The sequence below is a fragment of the Armatimonas sp. genome, from assembly GCF_031410135.1.
In the GTDB taxonomy this organism is placed as follows: domain Bacteria; phylum Armatimonadota; class Armatimonadia; order Armatimonadales; family Armatimonadaceae; genus Armatimonas.
Window position 1 is genome coordinate 1 of record NZ_JANNYP010000455.1, and the last position, 15537, is coordinate 15537.

Below are 15537 nucleotides of genomic sequence, written 5' to 3' on the forward strand. Positions count from 1 at the left end.
CTGGAGCGCTAACCCCACCGCGCTGAGTGTCTCACACGGCCCCATTACAGAGCCGGGTTGCGGGCGTGCACCCATGGAGTGCAGCAGTCGCGCGGTGTCGAGCTTGCTACGAAGGCAGGCACGCTCAAAGGCGTGCTGGACGCCATCGGCTCCTAGGCTATGGAGCATCTTGACCAGCTCATCCTGCCCGACATTGGCGGCGTAGGAGAGAGTCGGCCCCCAGTTGCACTGCGCCGTGCCGCGTGCGTTCTCTTTCAGCAGCGACGGGTATTTCTCAATGAGCCCACGGACGGCCTCCAGATCGCCGCGCCAGATGGCATCGATCAGCTCACAGGCGAGCACCAAGCGCGGCCAGCTCGGCACGCCGTAGGCACGGGCAAGCGTGAGTTGCGCGTCTGAGAGTTTGGCTTTGGTCGGAATGGGGGGTGTGGGATGAAACTCCCTCAAATCGGCGAGGGCATCAGGGGCGCTTGCGTGGAGCGCGGTGAGTAGCTCTTTGGCCTGGTGCTTGAGCTGCGTGAGATCAGGCCGGACGGGTAAGTGACGAGCGGACATAGAAGTCCTCCTTTTTTGTGTTGCGCCCGGTATCCGCTCATTCGGGCAAAAAGGAGGCTTGGGTAAGACCAAACCAGCGCCAAAAACATAGTCAGGTGAACTCAGCTCTTCCCGCGGATAGGAGGCATCCTGCATGCCTGTGCCTCCTAGTTTAGCTGAGTTTTCAGGAGATGTCAAGCAACTGTTTGCCTGGATTACACGATTACTTTGGCTCTATTGTCAATGAGGGAATCGTGATAATTGCTGTTCGGTTTGCACGCTCTTCTAGCAACCGTAGCTTGATGGGCTTTTGGTTTTTCAGCGCCTTGAAGACCAAAAGGCCTCGCACAAACTCACCCGGAAGGACCTCTTGATTGATCGAGAGCTTATTGACTAGCGAGAGGTAATCGGTCTGCCAAGCCAGCTTCTGGCCGTCTTCATCGGTTAGTGTGGGCTTGAGAGTGTTCCAGTTGAGCTGTTGGGGGCGAGCCAGTAGATTGGTGAGCTTGAGCTGCACCGTGAAGATGCGAAAGTCCTGATAGGGTTTGTACTTCCCCACAGGGTTTTCATGAATCGTGACCGCTTGAACCTCTGCCTCAAGGCCACTGACATCAAAGGGTTTTCCAAACTCGACTTTCACCTCACTCAGAAGCTCTAGGCTATCCGGACTGAAGCTGGTCTTCATCTTGCCTATCTGTTCGCTGAGATCGTAGCGCAGGACGGCTCCCGAGCCGCGCTGGACAATGAGCTTACGAACCGGCCCTGTCGCATAGATTGGGAGGACAACCTGAAGCCGGACTTTCTGTGCGGGCTTGAGTGCTGTCTGGTAAGACTTGCTATTTTCTGGCTGGTAGAGTGGTCCACTGGCCAAAAAATTCTTGTCATCGGGCGAGACCGCCGTGAACGTAAACGCGCTGGAGTTTACCGTCATGTCCGTCATTTTTTGCGGGTTCTGAACCGTGAAAGTCAGCAAGAGAAGCCTCTGATCCGCTCCGGCAACCACAGCAGCCTCGGGAGTCTTATAGTATGGAGCCACCTGCGCCGATTCTAGCGTAAAGTGAAGCTCGCGGTCTTTCTCTCCGAGCTGGTAGGTCACGCCAAGCTTGCCATTATCGCCGGGAAGCTGGGCGGTTCCCTTGGTAGGTGCTAGGTTGCCTTGTCCCGGTGTCGTAGGTTTGGGTTTGACTTGTGCCACACTCACCGTGGTGCAGACCGCAAGCATCCCGAGAGCAGCAGTGAAAGAGGCAAAATGTTTTTTTCGGAGCACTTTCATAGTAAGCTCACTGTACCCTGATTGTGTTTTCATCGTCAACTACCAGATTTGGATGGTACAACAATTAGGCATGAGCTGTCGCGTCTTCACCCTGATTGAGCTACTCGTGGTGATCGCCATTATCGCGCTTCTGGCGGCGATTCTCTTTCCGGTCTTTTCACAGGCTCGCGAGAAAGCCCGTCAGACGAGCTGTCTCTCCAACGCCAAGCAGCTGGGGCTGGCGATTGCGATGTACAGACAAGACTACGACCAGGTCAATCCGCGCCACCGGCTCTGTCCTGATCGAGCTGGAGATGGGCTTTGCTCAACAGCCAGCCCGACAAGCTCCACCGGCCCCAGCGAGACCTGGTGGGCTCCCTACGGTGGCAGTGCAGGAATGCTCCAGCCTTATGTGAAAAGCCCAATGCTCTTCCTGTGTCCCAGCTACCCACAGGGCCAAGTCGGCTACGCCATGAGCTATGTCAGCGTCGGGCCGATGGGAAAGCCTGATGCCGAAGTGACCAATCCGAGCGTAATGTTCGTCTGGGATCATGCCCGCACGCCGGGCTGTGCCGACACGCGCACGGGCAACACAGGGCCGGTCTGGGGAATCTTCCCTGTCAGCGCGGACACGGCCCACACACACTACCCCACTCGGCATAGCGGCGGCTTTACCACGCTACGCTACGACGGCAGCGCCAAGTGGCGCAAGCCCGCGAGTCTGACGAATACAGACTTTATAGGAGCGCCATAAACGCCATCGCCGCGTGGGAGAGTGCCTCGTCGGAGCGCCAGACTAAAGCGAGGGTGCGCGTGGGGCGGGGCTCGGCGAGCTCGATAATCACGGTGCCGGGTGGCGGACTCAGCGCGAGGCGGGGCAGGAGTGCGATACCAAGCCCCGCAGCGACGAGGGCCTGCATCCCGCCCGCCGAGCCCGAGACGCAGGCGATGCGCGGCGTAAACCCCGCGGCCAGGCATGCCGCAAAGATCGGGTGCTCCGGCGACTGTCCCTCGGGAACCCAGACCCAGCTCTCGCCCGAGAGCGAGGCGAGCGTGGGCGTGGTGCCAGCGAGGGGGTGGGCTTCTGGGACGATCAAGGCAAGCTCCTCGGTGAGTAAGATGCGTTGGTTCAGGCCGTCTAAGGCGCAGGGCAGGTGCACAACCCCCAGATCCGCACGGCCTGCCAGCACGGACTCGGCGATGGCACGCGCCGGGACGGCCTCGTGCACGGAGATGCTGATGCCCGGATGCGCCGTGCGAAAGCGTGCGAGCAGCGGCGGCAAGAGATGCTGGCTCGGTGTCGGGAGCGTCCAGAGGCTTAGCTTTCCCGCCTCAAGCCCCACCACGCGCCGCACGCCTAGCCGTGCCTCTTCCTCCAGCGCGATCAGCCGCTCGGCGTAGCCCAGAAGCGCCTCCCCTGCATCGGTCAGGCGTACGCTGCGGCCCTGCCGGTGAAAGAGGCTTGTTCCCAGCTCTTTCTCCAGAGCGGCGATCTGCGCCGAGAGCGAGGGCTGCGCGATATGGCACTGTACTGCTGCCTGCGTGAAGTTTAACCGCCGAGCCGCCGCCACAAAGTAACGTAATTGAAAAAGCTCCATAACAAATTAGGCTATTGTGCAGTATTTGGCATGGAATCTGCTTGATCTCTTTGGTATGAGAATCACCTGGCGCCCCGACTTTGAACCAAACCGTCCCCTGACGACGCACCCTTCTTCCTCGACGCGTCACATGGGAGCAGAAAGTCCCCATGCGGGTATGGATAAAATTGAGCAGGAAGTGATCCTGATGGCCTCCGTTGCCACCGCAGAGCTTGCCAACTGCCGTGTCGCGCAGGGCAGTGTGGGGGATTCCTCGACCTTTGCGCACTTTCTGGCCGACATGGAGCAGTTTGAGGGACGCTTCCGCAGCATCTTGCTCGATCCGTCTCTGAGCCGCTACCAGACCGCACGCCTCAACCGGATCTTCCGTGCCTACCAGCAGCTCCGTCCTGTAGGCCAGCTCCGCCGTCATATTGAGTTTCCCCTCCTTTCCATCACCGAGCACAATGACTTTATCCGAATGGAGCTGGGTAAGGCTGTCGGGGCGGTGACTCTCCTGGGGCATAAGTGTGTCCACAGCATGCGCGAGCCCGGCTGGGCAGGGTTTATGGAAGCTCAGGCTGCCCATGAGCAGGCGGAGGCGCAGGTGCAAGAGACTCGAAGGCGTCTTCGTGCTGTGCTCTCATCTGGAGCCTTTCGTGCTGCACAAGCAGCGCTATTTGCCTTGGATGTCGCCTGTGTTGCCTTCCACGGGATCGCCAAAGAGCACTCCGAGATTCTCCGCCCTGAGGTGATCAACCAAATGGGGAACCTGATGTCACGGACGCTTCGGGATGATCTTCCCGCACTGATGTAGCCGACTTTTCAATAGACAGTACGCCCCCTCCCATGCTATAATTGGCACGGTCAGGGGGTAGTTTTTTTTGGGCACAACAGCAGCAATTGTTCTAGCCGCGGGCAAGTCCACACGGATGCGCTCCAAGCTCTCCAAGGTGCTTCATCCGGTCTGTGGAAAGCCGGTTCTTTTTCATATCTTAGATGCGCTTGCCGCCGCCGGGGCCGAGCGCCGCATCGTGGTGATAGGCCACGAAGGCGAGACCGTAAAAGCGCGTGTCGAGGCCGCCTATGCGGGTCAGAATATCGAGTTTGTTTGGCAACACAACCCCAAGGGCACTGGCCATGCCGCCCAGCAGGCTGAAGAGGCCTTAGCCAATCACGAAGGGTCGGTTTTAGTCGTCCCTGGCGATGCACCCCTGCTCTCTGCCGACGTGCTCTCCGAGCTTCTGGTAGCGCACACGGGCGGCGCGACACTTCTTTCTGCCGTCTTAGAGGATGCAGGAAGCTACGGGCGGATTGTGCGGGCTGCTGATGGCTCCGTGGAGGCGATCGTCGAGGCCAAAGATGCGACGCCTGAGCAAAAACAAATCCGCGAGATGAACGCTGCGGTCTATGTCTTTGATAGCAAGTCGCTCTTTGCGCGGCTGAAGAACCTCACGCCCAACAATGCCCAAGGCGAGCTCTATCTCACCGACGTGATTGGGATGACCCGCGCTGCCGGAGAGCCGGTGCGGGCCGTGGTCGCCAAAGACAACAACGTGACGCTCGGGATCAACACCCGCGTCGAGCTGGCTGATCTCAATGAGATTCTCCGTAAGCAGCTTCTCAAGGAGTTGATGCTCTCGGGTGTGACGGTTCTGGACCCCGCGACGACGTATGTGGAAGTCGGCGTGATGGTCGGGCAGGACACGGTGCTTCATCCCGGGACGCACTTGCGCGGTGCAACCACCATCGGCGAGGACTGCATCATTGGTCCCTACACCGTGATCACGGACTCCACCGTGGGCAACGGCTGTAAAGTCGGGCCGTTTGCCCAGCTCCGGGGTAAGGCGATTCTGGGTGACAAGTGCAAGATCGGCAACTTCGTCGAAGTCAAGAACGGCAAGCTCGCTGACAACGTCTCGGCGTCGCATCTGGCCTATCTGGGCGACACAGAGATCGGAACCAAGACCAATATCGGGGCGGGGACGATCACCTGCAACTACGACGGCTTCACCAAGAGCAGGACAGTCATCGGCGCGGATGCCTTTATTGGTAGCAACTCCACACTGGTCGCACCCGTGACCATTGGCGATGGGGCACTGACCGCGGCGGGCTCGGTGATCACCCAGGATGTCCCAGCGGAGGCAATTGCCATCGCACGGGAGCGACAGAGCAACTTGGAAGGGGCGGAGACGATCCGCCGTGACAGAAAGCAAAAAGAGCGAGAAAATGGCTAGAAAAGCGCTTCCCATCGGTAAGAACCTGCGTATCTTTGCGGGTAGTGGTAACCCGGCTCTGGCAACGTCTATCGCCCAAGAGCTCGGGGTTCCGATGGGCAAGATGCTCCTCACACGCTTTGCTGATGGCGAGATCCGCGTCCAAGTGGATGAATCCGCACGTGGGATGGATGTCTTTCTGATCCAGCCGACCTGTATGCCCGTCAACGATAACATGATGGAGCTGTTGATCTTGCTCGATGCGTTTCGACGTGCCTCGGCGCAGCGTATCACGGTGGTGCTTCCCTACTACGGCTATGCCCGCCAAGACAAGAAAATCAAGCCCCGTGAGCCCGTCACCGCGCGCCTCGTCGCGGATCTCATCTCGGAGTCGGGGGCGAACCGTGTGGTCTGTGTGGACCTGCACGCCAAACAGATCCAAGGCTTCTTCCGCCTCCCCGTGGACCACCTCTACGCCGGGCCGATTCTGGGGGCACACTTTAAGGAGATCGGGCTTGTCAATGGTGATACTTGTGTCGTCTCCCCCGACGAGGGCGGCGTCACCCGTGCCCGCACGCTCGCGGAGACCCTCCAAGCGCCTCTTGCCATTATCTCCAAGCGTCGTCCCTCGCCCAACAAAGTCGAGATTACGGAGATCATTGGGGATGTCTTTGGTAAGAACTGCATCATCATTGATGACATGATCGACACGGGCGGCTCGATTGTCGGTGGTGCCCAAGCCCTCATCGCCCGTGGTGCCGCTTCTGTCACCGCCTGCTGCACCCACGGCGTCCTCTCCGAGCCCGCCATAGACCGCATCAGCGCCAGCCCCATCGAGCGCGTCGTCCTCACCGACACGGTTCCTTTTCGTTACTACGACCACCCCGCTGCCGCCAAGTTCACCGTCCTTTCCGTCGCCGAGCTTTTAGCCGATGCCATCCGCCGCATCCATTGCGATGACTCCGTCAGCGAACTCTTCGAGAAGCAGTGGTAGCATAGGCTTATGAGAAAAGAGATTCGTAACAGCCTGATCTATTTTGGTGTGCTGATGCTTATGATGGTGGTGGGCATTACGATCGCTCTGCTTCGTGGTAATGGCAAGTAGTCGAGAGAGCCTGTGGATAACTTGGCACTTATCCACAGGTTATCCACAGGTGATAGAGCAAGCATGAAACTAATCGTGGGGCTGGGAAACCCCGGAACAACCTATTCAAAAACGCGACATAATATCGGCTTTGAGCTGGTAGACGCCCTAGCTAAGGCCCACGGGATCGCGCTGACCAACCGGCGTGACAAGGCCGTCACCGGGCGCGGAATAATCGCGGGGCAGGCCGTGATGCTGGTCAAGCCACAGACCTACATGAACCTCTCGGGCGATGCGGTGAGCGCAATTGCCGCCAAAGAGGGCATTGAGCGTAGCAATATCCTCGTCATCTGCGACGACATCAACCTGCCGCCAGGCCGGATGCGCCTGCGCTCCAGCGGCTCAGCAGGCGGGCAGAACGGGCTCAAAGACCTAATCGTCAAGCTAGACGGTGAGGACTTCCCGCGTCTGCGCATCGGCGTCGGCGCACCGCCCGCCGCGGGCGGCGAGCAGGTCAACTGGGTGCTCTCGAAGTTCTCACTCGCCGACCGCAAGCTTATGGACGAAGTGCTCATCGCCGCCATGGGAGCCGCCGAGCTCTGGCTCAACGAGGGCACTCTGGCGGCGGCCAATCGCTTCAACGGCCTCGTGGTGACGGTTTGAAGCCGGGTGGGTTCGTGATTCTGACTACTGCGCGGTCCAGCCGCCGTCCACAAAAAGCGTGGTTCCGGTGATAAAGCTGGCGGCATCGGAGGCTAAAAACACGGCGCTTCCGGTGATCTCATGCAGCTCGCCCCAGCGGCCCATGGGGATCTTGGCCACAAACGCGGCGTAGGCTTCGGGGTTCTCCAGCAGCGGCTTGTTCATGTCCGTGGCAAACGGGCCGGGGCAGATCGCGTTGACTGTGACGCCCTTGGTCGCGTACTCCAGCGCCAGGACGCGCGTCATGCCTAATATCGCAGCTTTGGACGATGCGTACGGAATTCGCCCCGCCACCCCGATCACGGAGAGAATCGAGCCCAGATTGATCACGCGGCCCCAGCCGCGCTCGGCCATTCCCGGCGCGAACTGCTTGGAGACTAAGAACGGCGCTTTCAGATTGACGTTAATCACCGCATCGAACTCGGCCTCGGTGAGATCAGCGATTCCGCCGCGGATATTGACCCCGGCATTGTTGACCAGAATGTCCACGGGGCCGCCTAGCCCAAGCTCAACTGCGCTCGCCATCGCGGCCACCTCGGCAGCACTAGTCACATCGGCGGCAAACGGGACAATGCGCCGCCCAGTTGCTTCAGAGATCTCAGTGGCAGCGCTGTCCACATCGGCCTGCGTCCGGCTCACAATCGCCACATCCGCCCCCGCCTCGGCCAGCGCCTGCGCCATCACACGCCCTAGGCCCTTGCCCCCACCCGTCACCAGCGCCCGACGACCGTCGAGGCGAAACAAATCCAGAACCGTCTTACTCATAGGAGGCATTATAGCAGGATACAATCCGTCTACGATGACCACGATTGAAATCACGCAGGCTCATTGGCAAACTATCCCCGGCGCGAAGCCACTTTTCGAAATCTACGGCTACTGGCCCACTCTTCATGATGCCATTGTCCGCGAGCTAAAAGTTGGGTTTACAGGGCGCGAGCTAACGCTTGTGATGGACTATAGCGACCTTGTACTGGGACGTGAGAATGAGCCCAACATATGTACACGAATCACGATGCGCTGGTTTGGGATCACAGAGTCCACGCTTCGCCTGCACAACGGCGATCTCTATGGCATTGGTTTTACTCATGCCAATGGCTTCCTCGAAACCCACTTCAAGGACTACTGCTACGGCCTTGATGGAGCAATCACTGCTGAGGGAGTTGAAGTGATACACATTGATCTCTCGCCCGTGCGTCCCGACGACCAGCTTATTGAAATTACCCTAGGCTAAAACATTAAAAAGAGGCTTCTGGGGCAGGGCTCGAACCTGCGTCCACCCGGTCCAAGAGCCAGGCGCTCTACCACTGAGCTACCCAGAAGCACTCTTATTGTATCGAAAGGGCCGGAGCCTTTCCAGAAAACACTTTTCGCTCCCGTAACCACTTCGCCAGAAAGGGGCTATGGACATTCACACCGTAGACCAGCTCCGGTGTGGACGTGAAAGCCACCGATGTGGCGGCAGGACGTGGCCCCAGCCAGCCATCTAGCCCAACAATACTGACCTCTTGCTCGTTGCAAATCTGCTGAACCTTGGAACGACCGCAAAGAGCACGCCCCGTCAGCACTTCCCACGGCGGTGGCAAAACCGCCCAGACCAGCGTATCGGGGTGGACACTGCGATTCAGTGAGCGATGCCACGCCGCAACATCTGCCGCCATCAGCCGCATGACCTTACCTGGACAAAGCTCGTCTAGCAGGCTTTCCATTCCCAGTGCCACCAGAAAGGCAAACCAGCCATCACGCGCTCGGTTCCATGCTCCCGCAAGCTGGTTCCAGGTCGAGGAGTCGTCGCCGCGCTTGACAATCATGGTGGTTCTCTCAAATGTCATTTGCTGCGAGAGTCCTTCAAGCTCGTGCGCAATGCCAGTCAAGTAGTGGAACCAGAGACCCAACAGCTCTCCCTGCTCACGTTCAGAGAGATAAGCCAGTACCTCAGGTGTTGGTAAGACATGGGCAATAGCAACCCAGCTTGCATAAGGCTCGCGCTTGCAACGGTCTAATAGCATCTTAGCGACCGTGTCAAAAGGGCGTGTTTGGCCGTCTGCGGTGAACTGACTACGGAGCCCTAGTCGTGCGGTGTAGTAGGCGACAAAGCATGCGCTACAGGCATTGGCATAGAACAGCTCCTCAGGGATATGCGCGGCAAGGCCATGCTTAGCCACCAGAAAAAACGTCCGCTTCTTCTGCTCGTGAGCCAGTGTGGTGAGTTTTGCCTCTAGTCGTAATAAAAGCCGGAAGCGCTTGTTGTACTGTCGCTTGGAGTACTCCAAACCGTGTGCCTTGCGTAGCTCACGGTTGAGCCGATCCTCTTTAAAACTATTCTGCCCAACGCGGCGTGCGATCTGTGCGCCGACCATACCCACGTACGCCAGAATCGCCTCAGGATCATCGGGGTTAGGGGCAGGTGTATCGCTAGGAAAGAGTTCCTGCACTTTTGCCACCTGCTTTTGCGCACCGGTAGGCCGTAGGAAGTCCTGTGCCATTGAGGTATAGCTAAAGAACATCCGCTTTAGGGAACCACCACGCGCCTGGCTCAGCACTTTCTCTTCATCACGAGTCAGCTCACCGGCCATAAGCTCTCCAACCAGCTCCGCCACATCTTCGGGGCGAAGCCGAGCATCCAGTGAGTAGTATAGCTTTGTCCAAGCATCTGTCATGATGATCTCTTTATCGGCTCCGTTGGGTCATTTGCTCAATGGCCATCCCTAGCTGAAATTATAGCAGGGAACGGAAATGAGGGCGGAGCGCTACTATGATGATGGCGAGTGGCGCAAGGACGCAAAGGAGAGTGAGTCCAATGCTAAAACCCGCAAGTTGTAGTGTTCCGAGGGAGAGTAGAAAACCAATGGCGGAGTAGGCAAGGAGAAACCGCCGCTGTTTTTTGCGAATGCGACGCGGCTGGAGGCGTGCTCCGAGCTGCTGCTGGAAGTTTGGGGAAAGCGTGGGGGCTGTCTCGGTCGCCAGCGACTGGCGAAGAAAGCCCTCAATGGGGTCAGTGGGTTCCGTCATCTGAATATCCTTTCTGCTCTAGTAGCGCTTGGAGCAGGCGGCGTGCACGGTGGAGGTAGGATTTCACTGTGTTCTCGGGCACACCTAGAAGCGTGGCGATCTCTGTCACGGTATGCCCCAGCCAGTAGTGCAGACGAAGCGCGGACTGGTAGACCTCGGGGAGCTGGGCGATGCATTCGGCGAGGGCTTGATTGCGCCCCAGATCTTGGACGGTGTCGTGCGGGTTACTGTCGGGGGCGACTAGCTCGGGGAGCGCTTGGTAGCTAAGATGGGGTGCACGGTAGCGCACCCGCGCCTTGACATTGAGCGCCTGGTTGAAGGCGATGCGGTAGACCCAGGAGCTAAACTTGGCCTCACGGCGAAAAGATTTCAGGGAAGCATGCACCCGCAGAAAGACCTCCTGTGCGACCTCTTCCGCCTCTCCCACAAAGCCCGGCCCCAGAACCGAGACTGCCAGCCGGAAAACGGGCTCCCGGTAGCGCGTGACCAGCTCCGTGAAAGCAGGCTCGTCTCTTTGCGTCACATAGCGGACAACAAGCTCCTCATCGGAACTATCAGTATCCATCGTTGATACGGGAGCCGGGAGAGAAGGCGATCATGAGACCGCCTCCGATAAAGGCCACGGGCAGGGGCGCGGGCCAGTAGCTGCGTCCGCCGGGAAGGAGCCAGAGGGTCAGCATCGTGCCCAGCCCAAAGCACAGCAGCACCACCCCGATGAGCGCACCCACACGGTAGTCGGGTGGGGGCGCCGTCTTGACAAAGAGTGGCTCGATGGGTAGCTCCGGGAGCGGGATGTCTTTCTCCATCGCGACGAGGCGCTCCGCATGCAGAATATCCAGGTAGTGCTGCCGCTCACGAAACTTCAGGTAGTAGTAGCCCAGAAAGGCGGCGGCGAGGGAAAAGATGATAATCCCTTCGCCGATCGTGTGTTCGTTGCTCATGTGTTGGTTTCCCTACGCTTTCCCTCTTTAGACCAGAGGCGGCGCAGAAACGGTTGCAAGGGGCGCACGACAAACTGGTAGGAAGCCAGCAAGAGAGTGAGAGTGCCAACCAAGATCACCAATAGCTTCACGGGCATCGGCAGTGCGCTATTCCGAACGAGAATCTGGAAAGCAACGACCAAGGGCAGGTGCGCTACATAGAGCCAGTACGAAGCATCGGCGAGGTAGCGTAGCCGGGCATTCTCGCGAGAGAGTACGTGCCGCGCGAGCCCTAGCAGGCCGAAGACCATCAGCCAGGCATAGAGCACTTGGAGCAGCTGTGAGAGGATCGGCGCAAGCGTCATGGTGATCAGCCCCAGCGGCAGCACCAGAGAGAGTGCAAGCGACAGAGTTAGCTTCCAGCGACGACCCAGCACTCCCTGGGTGTCATCGGCTTCGTAGTAGAGTGCGCCAAAGAAGAAGAACACCGCGTAGTAGGCCAGCAGGTGGGGCGGCGGAACCAGCCCCGTGGCGGTGTCCGGGCCAAAGCTGGGCATACTGATTCCCATGAAAAGCTGTGGGAGGAGCGTGAGGGGAACGAGCCAAAGGGGACGAGGACGTGTCTTACGCTCCGCCCGCCGCGTCCAGAGAACAAAGAGCGGCAGGAGCCAGCACAAAAACCAGAGAAACCAGAGGTGCTCGAAGACGGGAGTTGCAAACCAGGGTGCCCTCAGAAACGCGCCGTAGCGAGTACGGGCTGTCTCCCAGGCCGTCTTGGCTTGGGGAGCCGGAGCAGGCAAGAGGGCACGGCAGCGCTCCTGACCCGCCGCGATGCTTTCTTGCGAGCGTGCCGGTAGTCCGAGCTGCCCGATGAGGGGCTGGGTGACCGTTCTGTCGGAGTAGGTCACTTGGGTAGGTGTGTAGCCGCGCTGGGTGCGTGTGGTCGGGTTTGCACCGCTCTGGAGAAGAGTCTCTACGACGGTGTCTTGCCCCAGGAACGCGGCACAGTGAAGCGGGAACGAGCCATCTTTATTGGGCTGGTTCACCTTGGCACCTTTTTCAATCAGGAGCTGCACCAGCGCAACCTCGCCCTGCATCGCGGCCCAGCTCAGTGGAGTGACGCCAAACTTGCTATCGGGCGTGTTTGGATCGGCTCCTGCGGCGAGAAAGCGCCTTGCCTGCTCCGAACTTCCCTGCTGCGCTGCCTCCGCCAGGGTTTGGGCCGGTTGGGGGGCTACAGGAACGGCTGGAGGAACCTCCGCCTTCGACACTACCCAGCGGTAGAGCGGCACAATGGTCAGGAGGCCCAGCAGGCAGGGCACTAGGATGCGGAGCAGGCGCTGCTGAATCAATGCCTTCAGCCCACGCTGCCGCCAGAGTAGCGCGGTGAAGAAACCGCTCACCAGAAAGAACAGTGGCATGCGGAAGCCGTGGATCAGAATCAGTAGAATGCCTAGGCCAGGGCTTGCACTTGCGTCTTGTACCGGCCAGAGCCCCGGTAAAAACGACATCAGCGCGTGCAAGAGAATTCCCAGCAGCATCGCAAGCGCTCGCAATGCATCCAGATCGTGTCGGCGAGGTCTTGGGGGAGCGCCGGTGTGGTGCGAGTGGTTTCTGTGTGTCTCCATGCCCTTAAGACAAGGTCACACCGAACAACGGTTGCAAACCCGAGCTCGTCTTATGTCTCTTTCTCGTCGTCGAGCAGGTTCGTCAGGAAGGTCTGGATATCGGTGATACTCTGGGGGGAGACTTCGTGGCCCATTGGGTACTCTTTGTAGGTCATCAGCACCGGGTAGCGCTTTAGCTCGGCCTGGATGGCCCGGCCCTGATCAATGGGGAGAACACTATCGTAGAGGCCGTGGGTGACAAAGACGGGCTTACCGACAAGCTGCATGTAGTGGGCTGCTTGTACGGCGGCCTCGGGGATCAGCCGCCCGCTCATCAATACCGCCGCGTGAAGGCACTCAGGGCGGGTGAGAAGTAGCAAGAGGGCCATCGCCGCTCCCTGCGAAAACCCCATCAAGACGGTCTGGGTGGGATCGGTGCCGTAGTGCCGGTGACACTCCTGGATAAACCTCTCCAGGGTCTCCGCACTCTCAAAGGCGACGTCTTCCTCGAACTCAATGCCCTCTTCGTGGAAGGTGATAGGGTACCAGCCCCAGCCGCCGCCGTGACGAAGCGGCGCACGAGCGGAGACAACCGTGTAGCGCGGGTCGAGCCAGGGAGAGAGCCCAAAGAGATCCTCTTCATGGGAGCCAACCCCGTGAAGCAGAACGAGAAGCGGAGGACGTGCTCCTTCGGCTTGTCGCACCCGATGGATGAGCGAAAACGACATGCCTATATGGTATCGTAAAATTCGTGCAAGAGACCGAGGAAAAACCAGCGAATGCGGAGCAAGTTCTCCGGACACTAGGAGAGCGCTGGCGTGGCGCATTGACACTGCAGTACCGCTCACAGCTGGTGTTAAGCCACCAGGGCGAGCCGGGGCTACGGGGAACTCTTCAGGTAATGCTCCATCGCCCTCGCTTAGCGCGCATTGAAGTGCGTGTGGACAAAGCTGATTTTTGCTGCCTCCGTGTCTGCGATGGCCGCGTGATCTGGCAGCGCAACCAGGGCGTCCCGCTTCGACCTGCCAAGACCCAGAGACACCCGTTTCAGAATACGGTGATGTCGGGGATTCTCCACCCCTTAGACGAAGCCTCTTACTCGGTGGATCAGTTTCTCGCCCCCGTGCCCTTCTGGCTTCCCGGCAAAGACACCACGCGTACGGCCAAGCGCCGAAAAGAGAAAGACCGCGAGCTTTTTGTGGTGACGCAGACCCAGGGAACGAGTATTGACACCCTGACACTGGATGCAAAAAACTACGCACCTATCCGTCTGGTGCGCGTTGGCGACCACGGCGGGACAATCCAGGAGCTTCTGCGTGAGGAGTTCTATGATGTTCAGCTTGGTGGCCCACTTCCCGCGAGTCTGTTTCGCTGGAATAAAGAGGATGAGCAGCGGCGATGAACAGTAAACACCCTGCCTATGAGGCCGCCGAGCGCCTCCTCAAGCCTGTGGGCCGTCGCGAGACGGGCCAGTACCTCGTGGAGGATATCCACTTGGTACGTCAGGCACTCATCAGCCCTCAGACAACGGTGAGCGCTGCCTACTGCCTCCCCAGCGATGTTGCGGAGCTGGAGTCGCTCTGTGTGGCGCGGGGCATCCCGCTCTATGTTTTGACAGGCGGGCTGCTGCAAAAGCTCACTGGCACGGGCTACGAAACCGCAGTAAGCGCGATTGCCATCGTCCAGCAGCGCCTTGTTGCTCCGGAAGCCCTACTAACGGAAAACTCCCTCGTTCTCTGTGGGGAGCGCATCCAAGACCCGCGCAATGTTGGGGTGCTCATCCGCACTGCCGATGCGCTGGGCTGCTCGGGTCTGCTGCTCTCCGCCGGAAGCGCTGAGCCGTTCTCGCGCCAGGCCGTGCGCTCGACCACGGGGAGTATTCTGCGCCTGCCCATCGCCCTTGCCGCTGACCTTGCTGCGGTTTTAACGACGCTGCGTGCGCAAGGAGCCACGGTAGTCGCCTCGTCGGGAGCCGCCACCCAGACCGCCGCCGAGGCCGATCTGACGCGCCGCCCGCTGGTGATCGTGATGGGAAATGAGCAAGAAGGCATCTCGGAAGCCGTCGCAAGTGCCAGCAGCGCCGTCGTGCGGCTTCCCATGGCCCCAAACACCGGCGCAGACTCCTACAATGTCACCGTTGCCGCCGGAATGCTCTTGTACGAAGCGATTCGGTGAGTCCCCTCGATCAGAACGAGGGGACTAGAGAGCTAAAGCTACAAAGGGCCACCCAAAGGGTACCCGGCCCATAAGAAATTGGGATGGCCGGAACGGCCTTTGTAGCCAAAGGCTCTCCAGCCCCGCCGCTCCAACCGGCGGGGAGGAATATGGTAAAATAATTTCTGGCGCGGAGAGGTGAGCGGAATGGTATCGCCACCGCCTTGAAAGCGGTCTCACCCCTGACCGGGTGTGCGGGTTCGAATCCTGTCCTCTCCGCCTTTTCCGCCGATTGAAATCGGCGTCTATGGGCTTCCAGCCAAAAAGTCGCTCCGCGACTAATTTCCACTTTAGGATGTTTCTCTTAATGGGATGGGATGCTTGGGCTATTTTGGATGGCAAAGAGGTCGGAACTTCTATCGAGTTCAAGCCCGTCTTTATTATTGCAGATGAGAAGCTTCAGAAATGTTCAGGTTGGCGAG

17 protein-coding genes, 2 tRNA genes and 1 pseudogene are annotated in these 15537 nt (G+C 59.2%); 9 read left to right on the forward strand and 11 right to left on the reverse strand.

Translation table 11 applies throughout. The annotated features are described in order from the left end of the window. Positions 1-555 (reverse strand): annotated as a pseudogene (locus tag RMO15_RS16795) (ankyrin repeat domain-containing protein); the annotation flags it as partial. A 202-nt stretch (positions 556-757) separates the two neighbouring features. After that, the gene (locus RMO15_RS16800; protein WP_309714601.1) at positions 758-1807 is read right to left on the reverse strand and encodes a hypothetical protein; all 1050 of its coding nucleotides are present in this window, start codon (positions 1805-1807) and stop codon (positions 758-760) included. A gap of 70 nt (positions 1808-1877) precedes the next feature. Here RMO15_RS16800 and RMO15_RS16805 point away from each other — a divergent pair, with 70 nt between their 5' ends. After that, entirely contained in the window at positions 1878-2540 is a 663-nt protein-coding gene (locus RMO15_RS16805) for a DUF1559 domain-containing protein (RefSeq protein WP_309714602.1), read from the forward strand. On the opposite strand, the gene RMO15_RS16810 is transcribed toward RMO15_RS16805, so the two are convergent. Continuing rightward, positions 2524-3384 (reverse strand): LysR substrate-binding domain-containing protein, encoded by an 861-nt coding sequence (locus tag RMO15_RS16810; RefSeq protein WP_309714603.1) that lies wholly within the window; start codon positions 3382-3384, stop codon positions 2524-2526. The genes RMO15_RS16805 and RMO15_RS16810 overlap by 17 nt on opposite strands. A gap of 55 nt (positions 3385-3439) precedes the next feature. On the opposite strand from RMO15_RS16810, the gene RMO15_RS16815 reads away from it, so the two are divergent. The 4 genes from RMO15_RS16815 to pth all read left to right on the forward strand — a co-directional run bounded on the left by RMO15_RS16815 (position 3440) and on the right by pth (position 7326). Continuing rightward, a complete protein-coding gene (locus tag RMO15_RS16815) occupies positions 3440-4180 on the forward strand; it encodes a hypothetical protein (protein WP_309714604.1) in 741 nt (246 codons plus the stop codon). 67 nt (positions 4181-4247) lie between these two features. Next, positions 4248-5600 (forward strand): bifunctional UDP-N-acetylglucosamine diphosphorylase/glucosamine-1-phosphate N-acetyltransferase GlmU, encoded by a 1353-nt coding sequence (glmU, locus tag RMO15_RS16820; RefSeq protein ID WP_309714605.1) that lies wholly within the window; start codon positions 4248-4250, stop codon positions 5598-5600. Beyond that, positions 5593-6573 (forward strand): ribose-phosphate pyrophosphokinase, encoded by a 981-nt coding sequence (locus tag RMO15_RS16825; protein ID WP_309714606.1) that lies wholly within the window; start codon positions 5593-5595, stop codon positions 6571-6573. Before glmU ends, RMO15_RS16825 begins: the two co-directional genes overlap by 8 nt. A gap of 174 nt (positions 6574-6747) precedes the next feature. Continuing rightward, positions 6748-7326, forward strand: a complete 579-nt coding sequence (pth, locus tag RMO15_RS16830) for an aminoacyl-tRNA hydrolase (protein ID WP_309714607.1) — start codon at positions 6748-6750, stop codon at positions 7324-7326. Positions 7327-7350: 24 nt separating this feature from the next. Here the strand turns inward: pth and RMO15_RS16835 are convergent, their stop codons facing one another. Next, positions 7351-8130, reverse strand: coding sequence for a glucose 1-dehydrogenase (locus tag RMO15_RS16835; RefSeq protein WP_309714608.1), 780 nt, complete (start codon positions 8128-8130; stop codon positions 7351-7353). Positions 8131-8164: 34 nt separating this feature from the next. Here RMO15_RS16835 and RMO15_RS16840 point away from each other — a divergent pair, with 34 nt between their 5' ends. Further along, a complete protein-coding gene (locus tag RMO15_RS16840) occupies positions 8165-8596 on the forward strand; it encodes a hypothetical protein (RefSeq protein WP_309714609.1) in 432 nt (143 codons plus the stop codon). A 15-nt stretch (positions 8597-8611) separates the two neighbouring features. Here RMO15_RS16840 and RMO15_RS16845 read toward each other — a convergent pair. The 7 genes from RMO15_RS16845 to RMO15_RS16875 form a co-directional block, all read right to left on the reverse strand. Beyond that, positions 8612-8684: transfer RNA gene (locus tag RMO15_RS16845), tRNA-Lys, on the reverse strand. Between the two features lie 6 nt (positions 8685-8690). Further along, positions 8691-10022 (reverse strand): hypothetical protein, encoded by a 1332-nt coding sequence (locus tag RMO15_RS16850; protein WP_309714610.1) that lies wholly within the window; start codon positions 10020-10022, stop codon positions 8691-8693. Between the two features lie 58 nt (positions 10023-10080). Then, positions 10081-10374 (reverse strand): hypothetical protein, encoded by a 294-nt coding sequence (locus RMO15_RS16855; protein ID WP_309714611.1) that lies wholly within the window; start codon positions 10372-10374, stop codon positions 10081-10083. Beyond that, the gene (locus tag RMO15_RS16860) at positions 10358-10939 is read right to left on the reverse strand and encodes an RNA polymerase sigma factor (protein ID WP_309714612.1); all 582 of its coding nucleotides are present in this window, start codon (positions 10937-10939) and stop codon (positions 10358-10360) included. The genes RMO15_RS16855 and RMO15_RS16860 overlap by 17 nt, the downstream gene beginning before the upstream one ends. Continuing rightward, positions 10929-11315, reverse strand: a complete 387-nt coding sequence (locus tag RMO15_RS16865) for a hypothetical protein (protein ID WP_309714613.1) — start codon at positions 11313-11315, stop codon at positions 10929-10931. Before RMO15_RS16865 ends, RMO15_RS16860 begins: the two co-directional genes overlap by 11 nt. Next, complete coding sequence (locus tag RMO15_RS16870; protein WP_309714614.1) at positions 11312-12922, reverse strand: acyltransferase family protein; 1611 nt, start codon at positions 12920-12922, stop codon at positions 11312-11314. The genes RMO15_RS16865 and RMO15_RS16870 overlap by 4 nt, the downstream gene beginning before the upstream one ends. A 50-nt stretch (positions 12923-12972) precedes the next feature. Then, the gene (locus RMO15_RS16875; RefSeq protein WP_309714615.1) at positions 12973-13629 is read right to left on the reverse strand and encodes an alpha/beta fold hydrolase; all 657 of its coding nucleotides are present in this window, start codon (positions 13627-13629) and stop codon (positions 12973-12975) included. A 23-nt stretch (positions 13630-13652) separates the two neighbouring features. On the opposite strand from RMO15_RS16875, the gene RMO15_RS16880 reads away from it, so the two are divergent. The 3 genes from RMO15_RS16880 to RMO15_RS16890 all read left to right on the forward strand — a co-directional run bounded on the left by RMO15_RS16880 (position 13653) and on the right by RMO15_RS16890 (position 15334). Next, positions 13653-14303, forward strand: coding sequence for a hypothetical protein (locus RMO15_RS16880; protein ID WP_309714616.1), 651 nt, complete (start codon positions 13653-13655; stop codon positions 14301-14303). Continuing rightward, positions 14300-15076 carry an RNA methyltransferase gene (locus RMO15_RS16885; protein ID WP_309714617.1) on the forward strand — a complete coding sequence of 259 codons (777 nt, stop codon included), beginning with the start codon at positions 14300-14302 and terminating at the stop codon, positions 15074-15076. Before RMO15_RS16880 ends, RMO15_RS16885 begins: the two co-directional genes overlap by 4 nt. Positions 15077-15247: 171 nt before the next feature. Beyond that, positions 15248-15334: transfer RNA gene (locus RMO15_RS16890), tRNA-Ser, on the forward strand. Positions 15335-15537 lie beyond the last annotated feature (203 nt).

Excerpts from the sequence above, each read along its gene's own strand:
- RMO15_RS16850 (WP_309714610.1), bottom strand. The coding sequence starts at position 10,022 with ATGACAGATGCTTGGACAAAGCTATACTACTCACTGGATGCTCGGCTT.
- RMO15_RS16865 (WP_309714613.1), bottom strand. The coding sequence starts at position 11,315 with ATGAGCAACGAACACACGATCGGCGAAGGGATTATCATCTTTTCCCTC.
- pth (WP_309714607.1), top strand. The coding sequence starts at position 6,748 with ATGAAACTAATCGTGGGGCTGGGAAACCCCGGAACAACCTATTCAAAA.
- RMO15_RS16810 (WP_309714603.1), bottom strand. The coding sequence starts at position 3,384 with ATGGAGCTTTTTCAATTACGTTACTTTGTGGCGGCGGCTCGGCGGTTA.
- RMO15_RS16825 (WP_309714606.1), top strand. The coding sequence starts at position 5,593 with ATGGCTAGAAAAGCGCTTCCCATCGGTAAGAACCTGCGTATCTTTGCG.
- RMO15_RS16885 (WP_309714617.1), top strand. The coding sequence starts at position 14,300 with ATGAACAGTAAACACCCTGCCTATGAGGCCGCCGAGCGCCTCCTCAAG.
- RMO15_RS16855 (WP_309714611.1), bottom strand. The coding sequence starts at position 10,374 with ATGACGGAACCCACTGACCCCATTGAGGGCTTTCTTCGCCAGTCGCTG.
- RMO15_RS16840 (WP_309714609.1), top strand. The coding sequence starts at position 8,165 with ATGACCACGATTGAAATCACGCAGGCTCATTGGCAAACTATCCCCGGC.
- RMO15_RS16835 (WP_309714608.1), bottom strand. The coding sequence starts at position 8,130 with ATGAGTAAGACGGTTCTGGATTTGTTTCGCCTCGACGGTCGTCGGGCG.
- RMO15_RS16815 (WP_309714604.1), top strand. The coding sequence starts at position 3,440 with ATGAGAATCACCTGGCGCCCCGACTTTGAACCAAACCGTCCCCTGACG.
- RMO15_RS16800 (WP_309714601.1), bottom strand. The coding sequence starts at position 1,807 with ATGAAAGTGCTCCGAAAAAAACATTTTGCCTCTTTCACTGCTGCTCTC.
- RMO15_RS16875 (WP_309714615.1), bottom strand. The coding sequence starts at position 13,629 with ATGTCGTTTTCGCTCATCCATCGGGTGCGACAAGCCGAAGGAGCACGT.
- RMO15_RS16870 (WP_309714614.1), bottom strand. The coding sequence starts at position 12,922 with ATGGAGACACACAGAAACCACTCGCACCACACCGGCGCTCCCCCAAGA.
- RMO15_RS16860 (WP_309714612.1), bottom strand. The coding sequence starts at position 10,939 with ATGGATACTGATAGTTCCGATGAGGAGCTTGTTGTCCGCTATGTGACG.
- RMO15_RS16805 (WP_309714602.1), top strand. The coding sequence starts at position 1,878 with ATGAGCTGTCGCGTCTTCACCCTGATTGAGCTACTCGTGGTGATCGCC.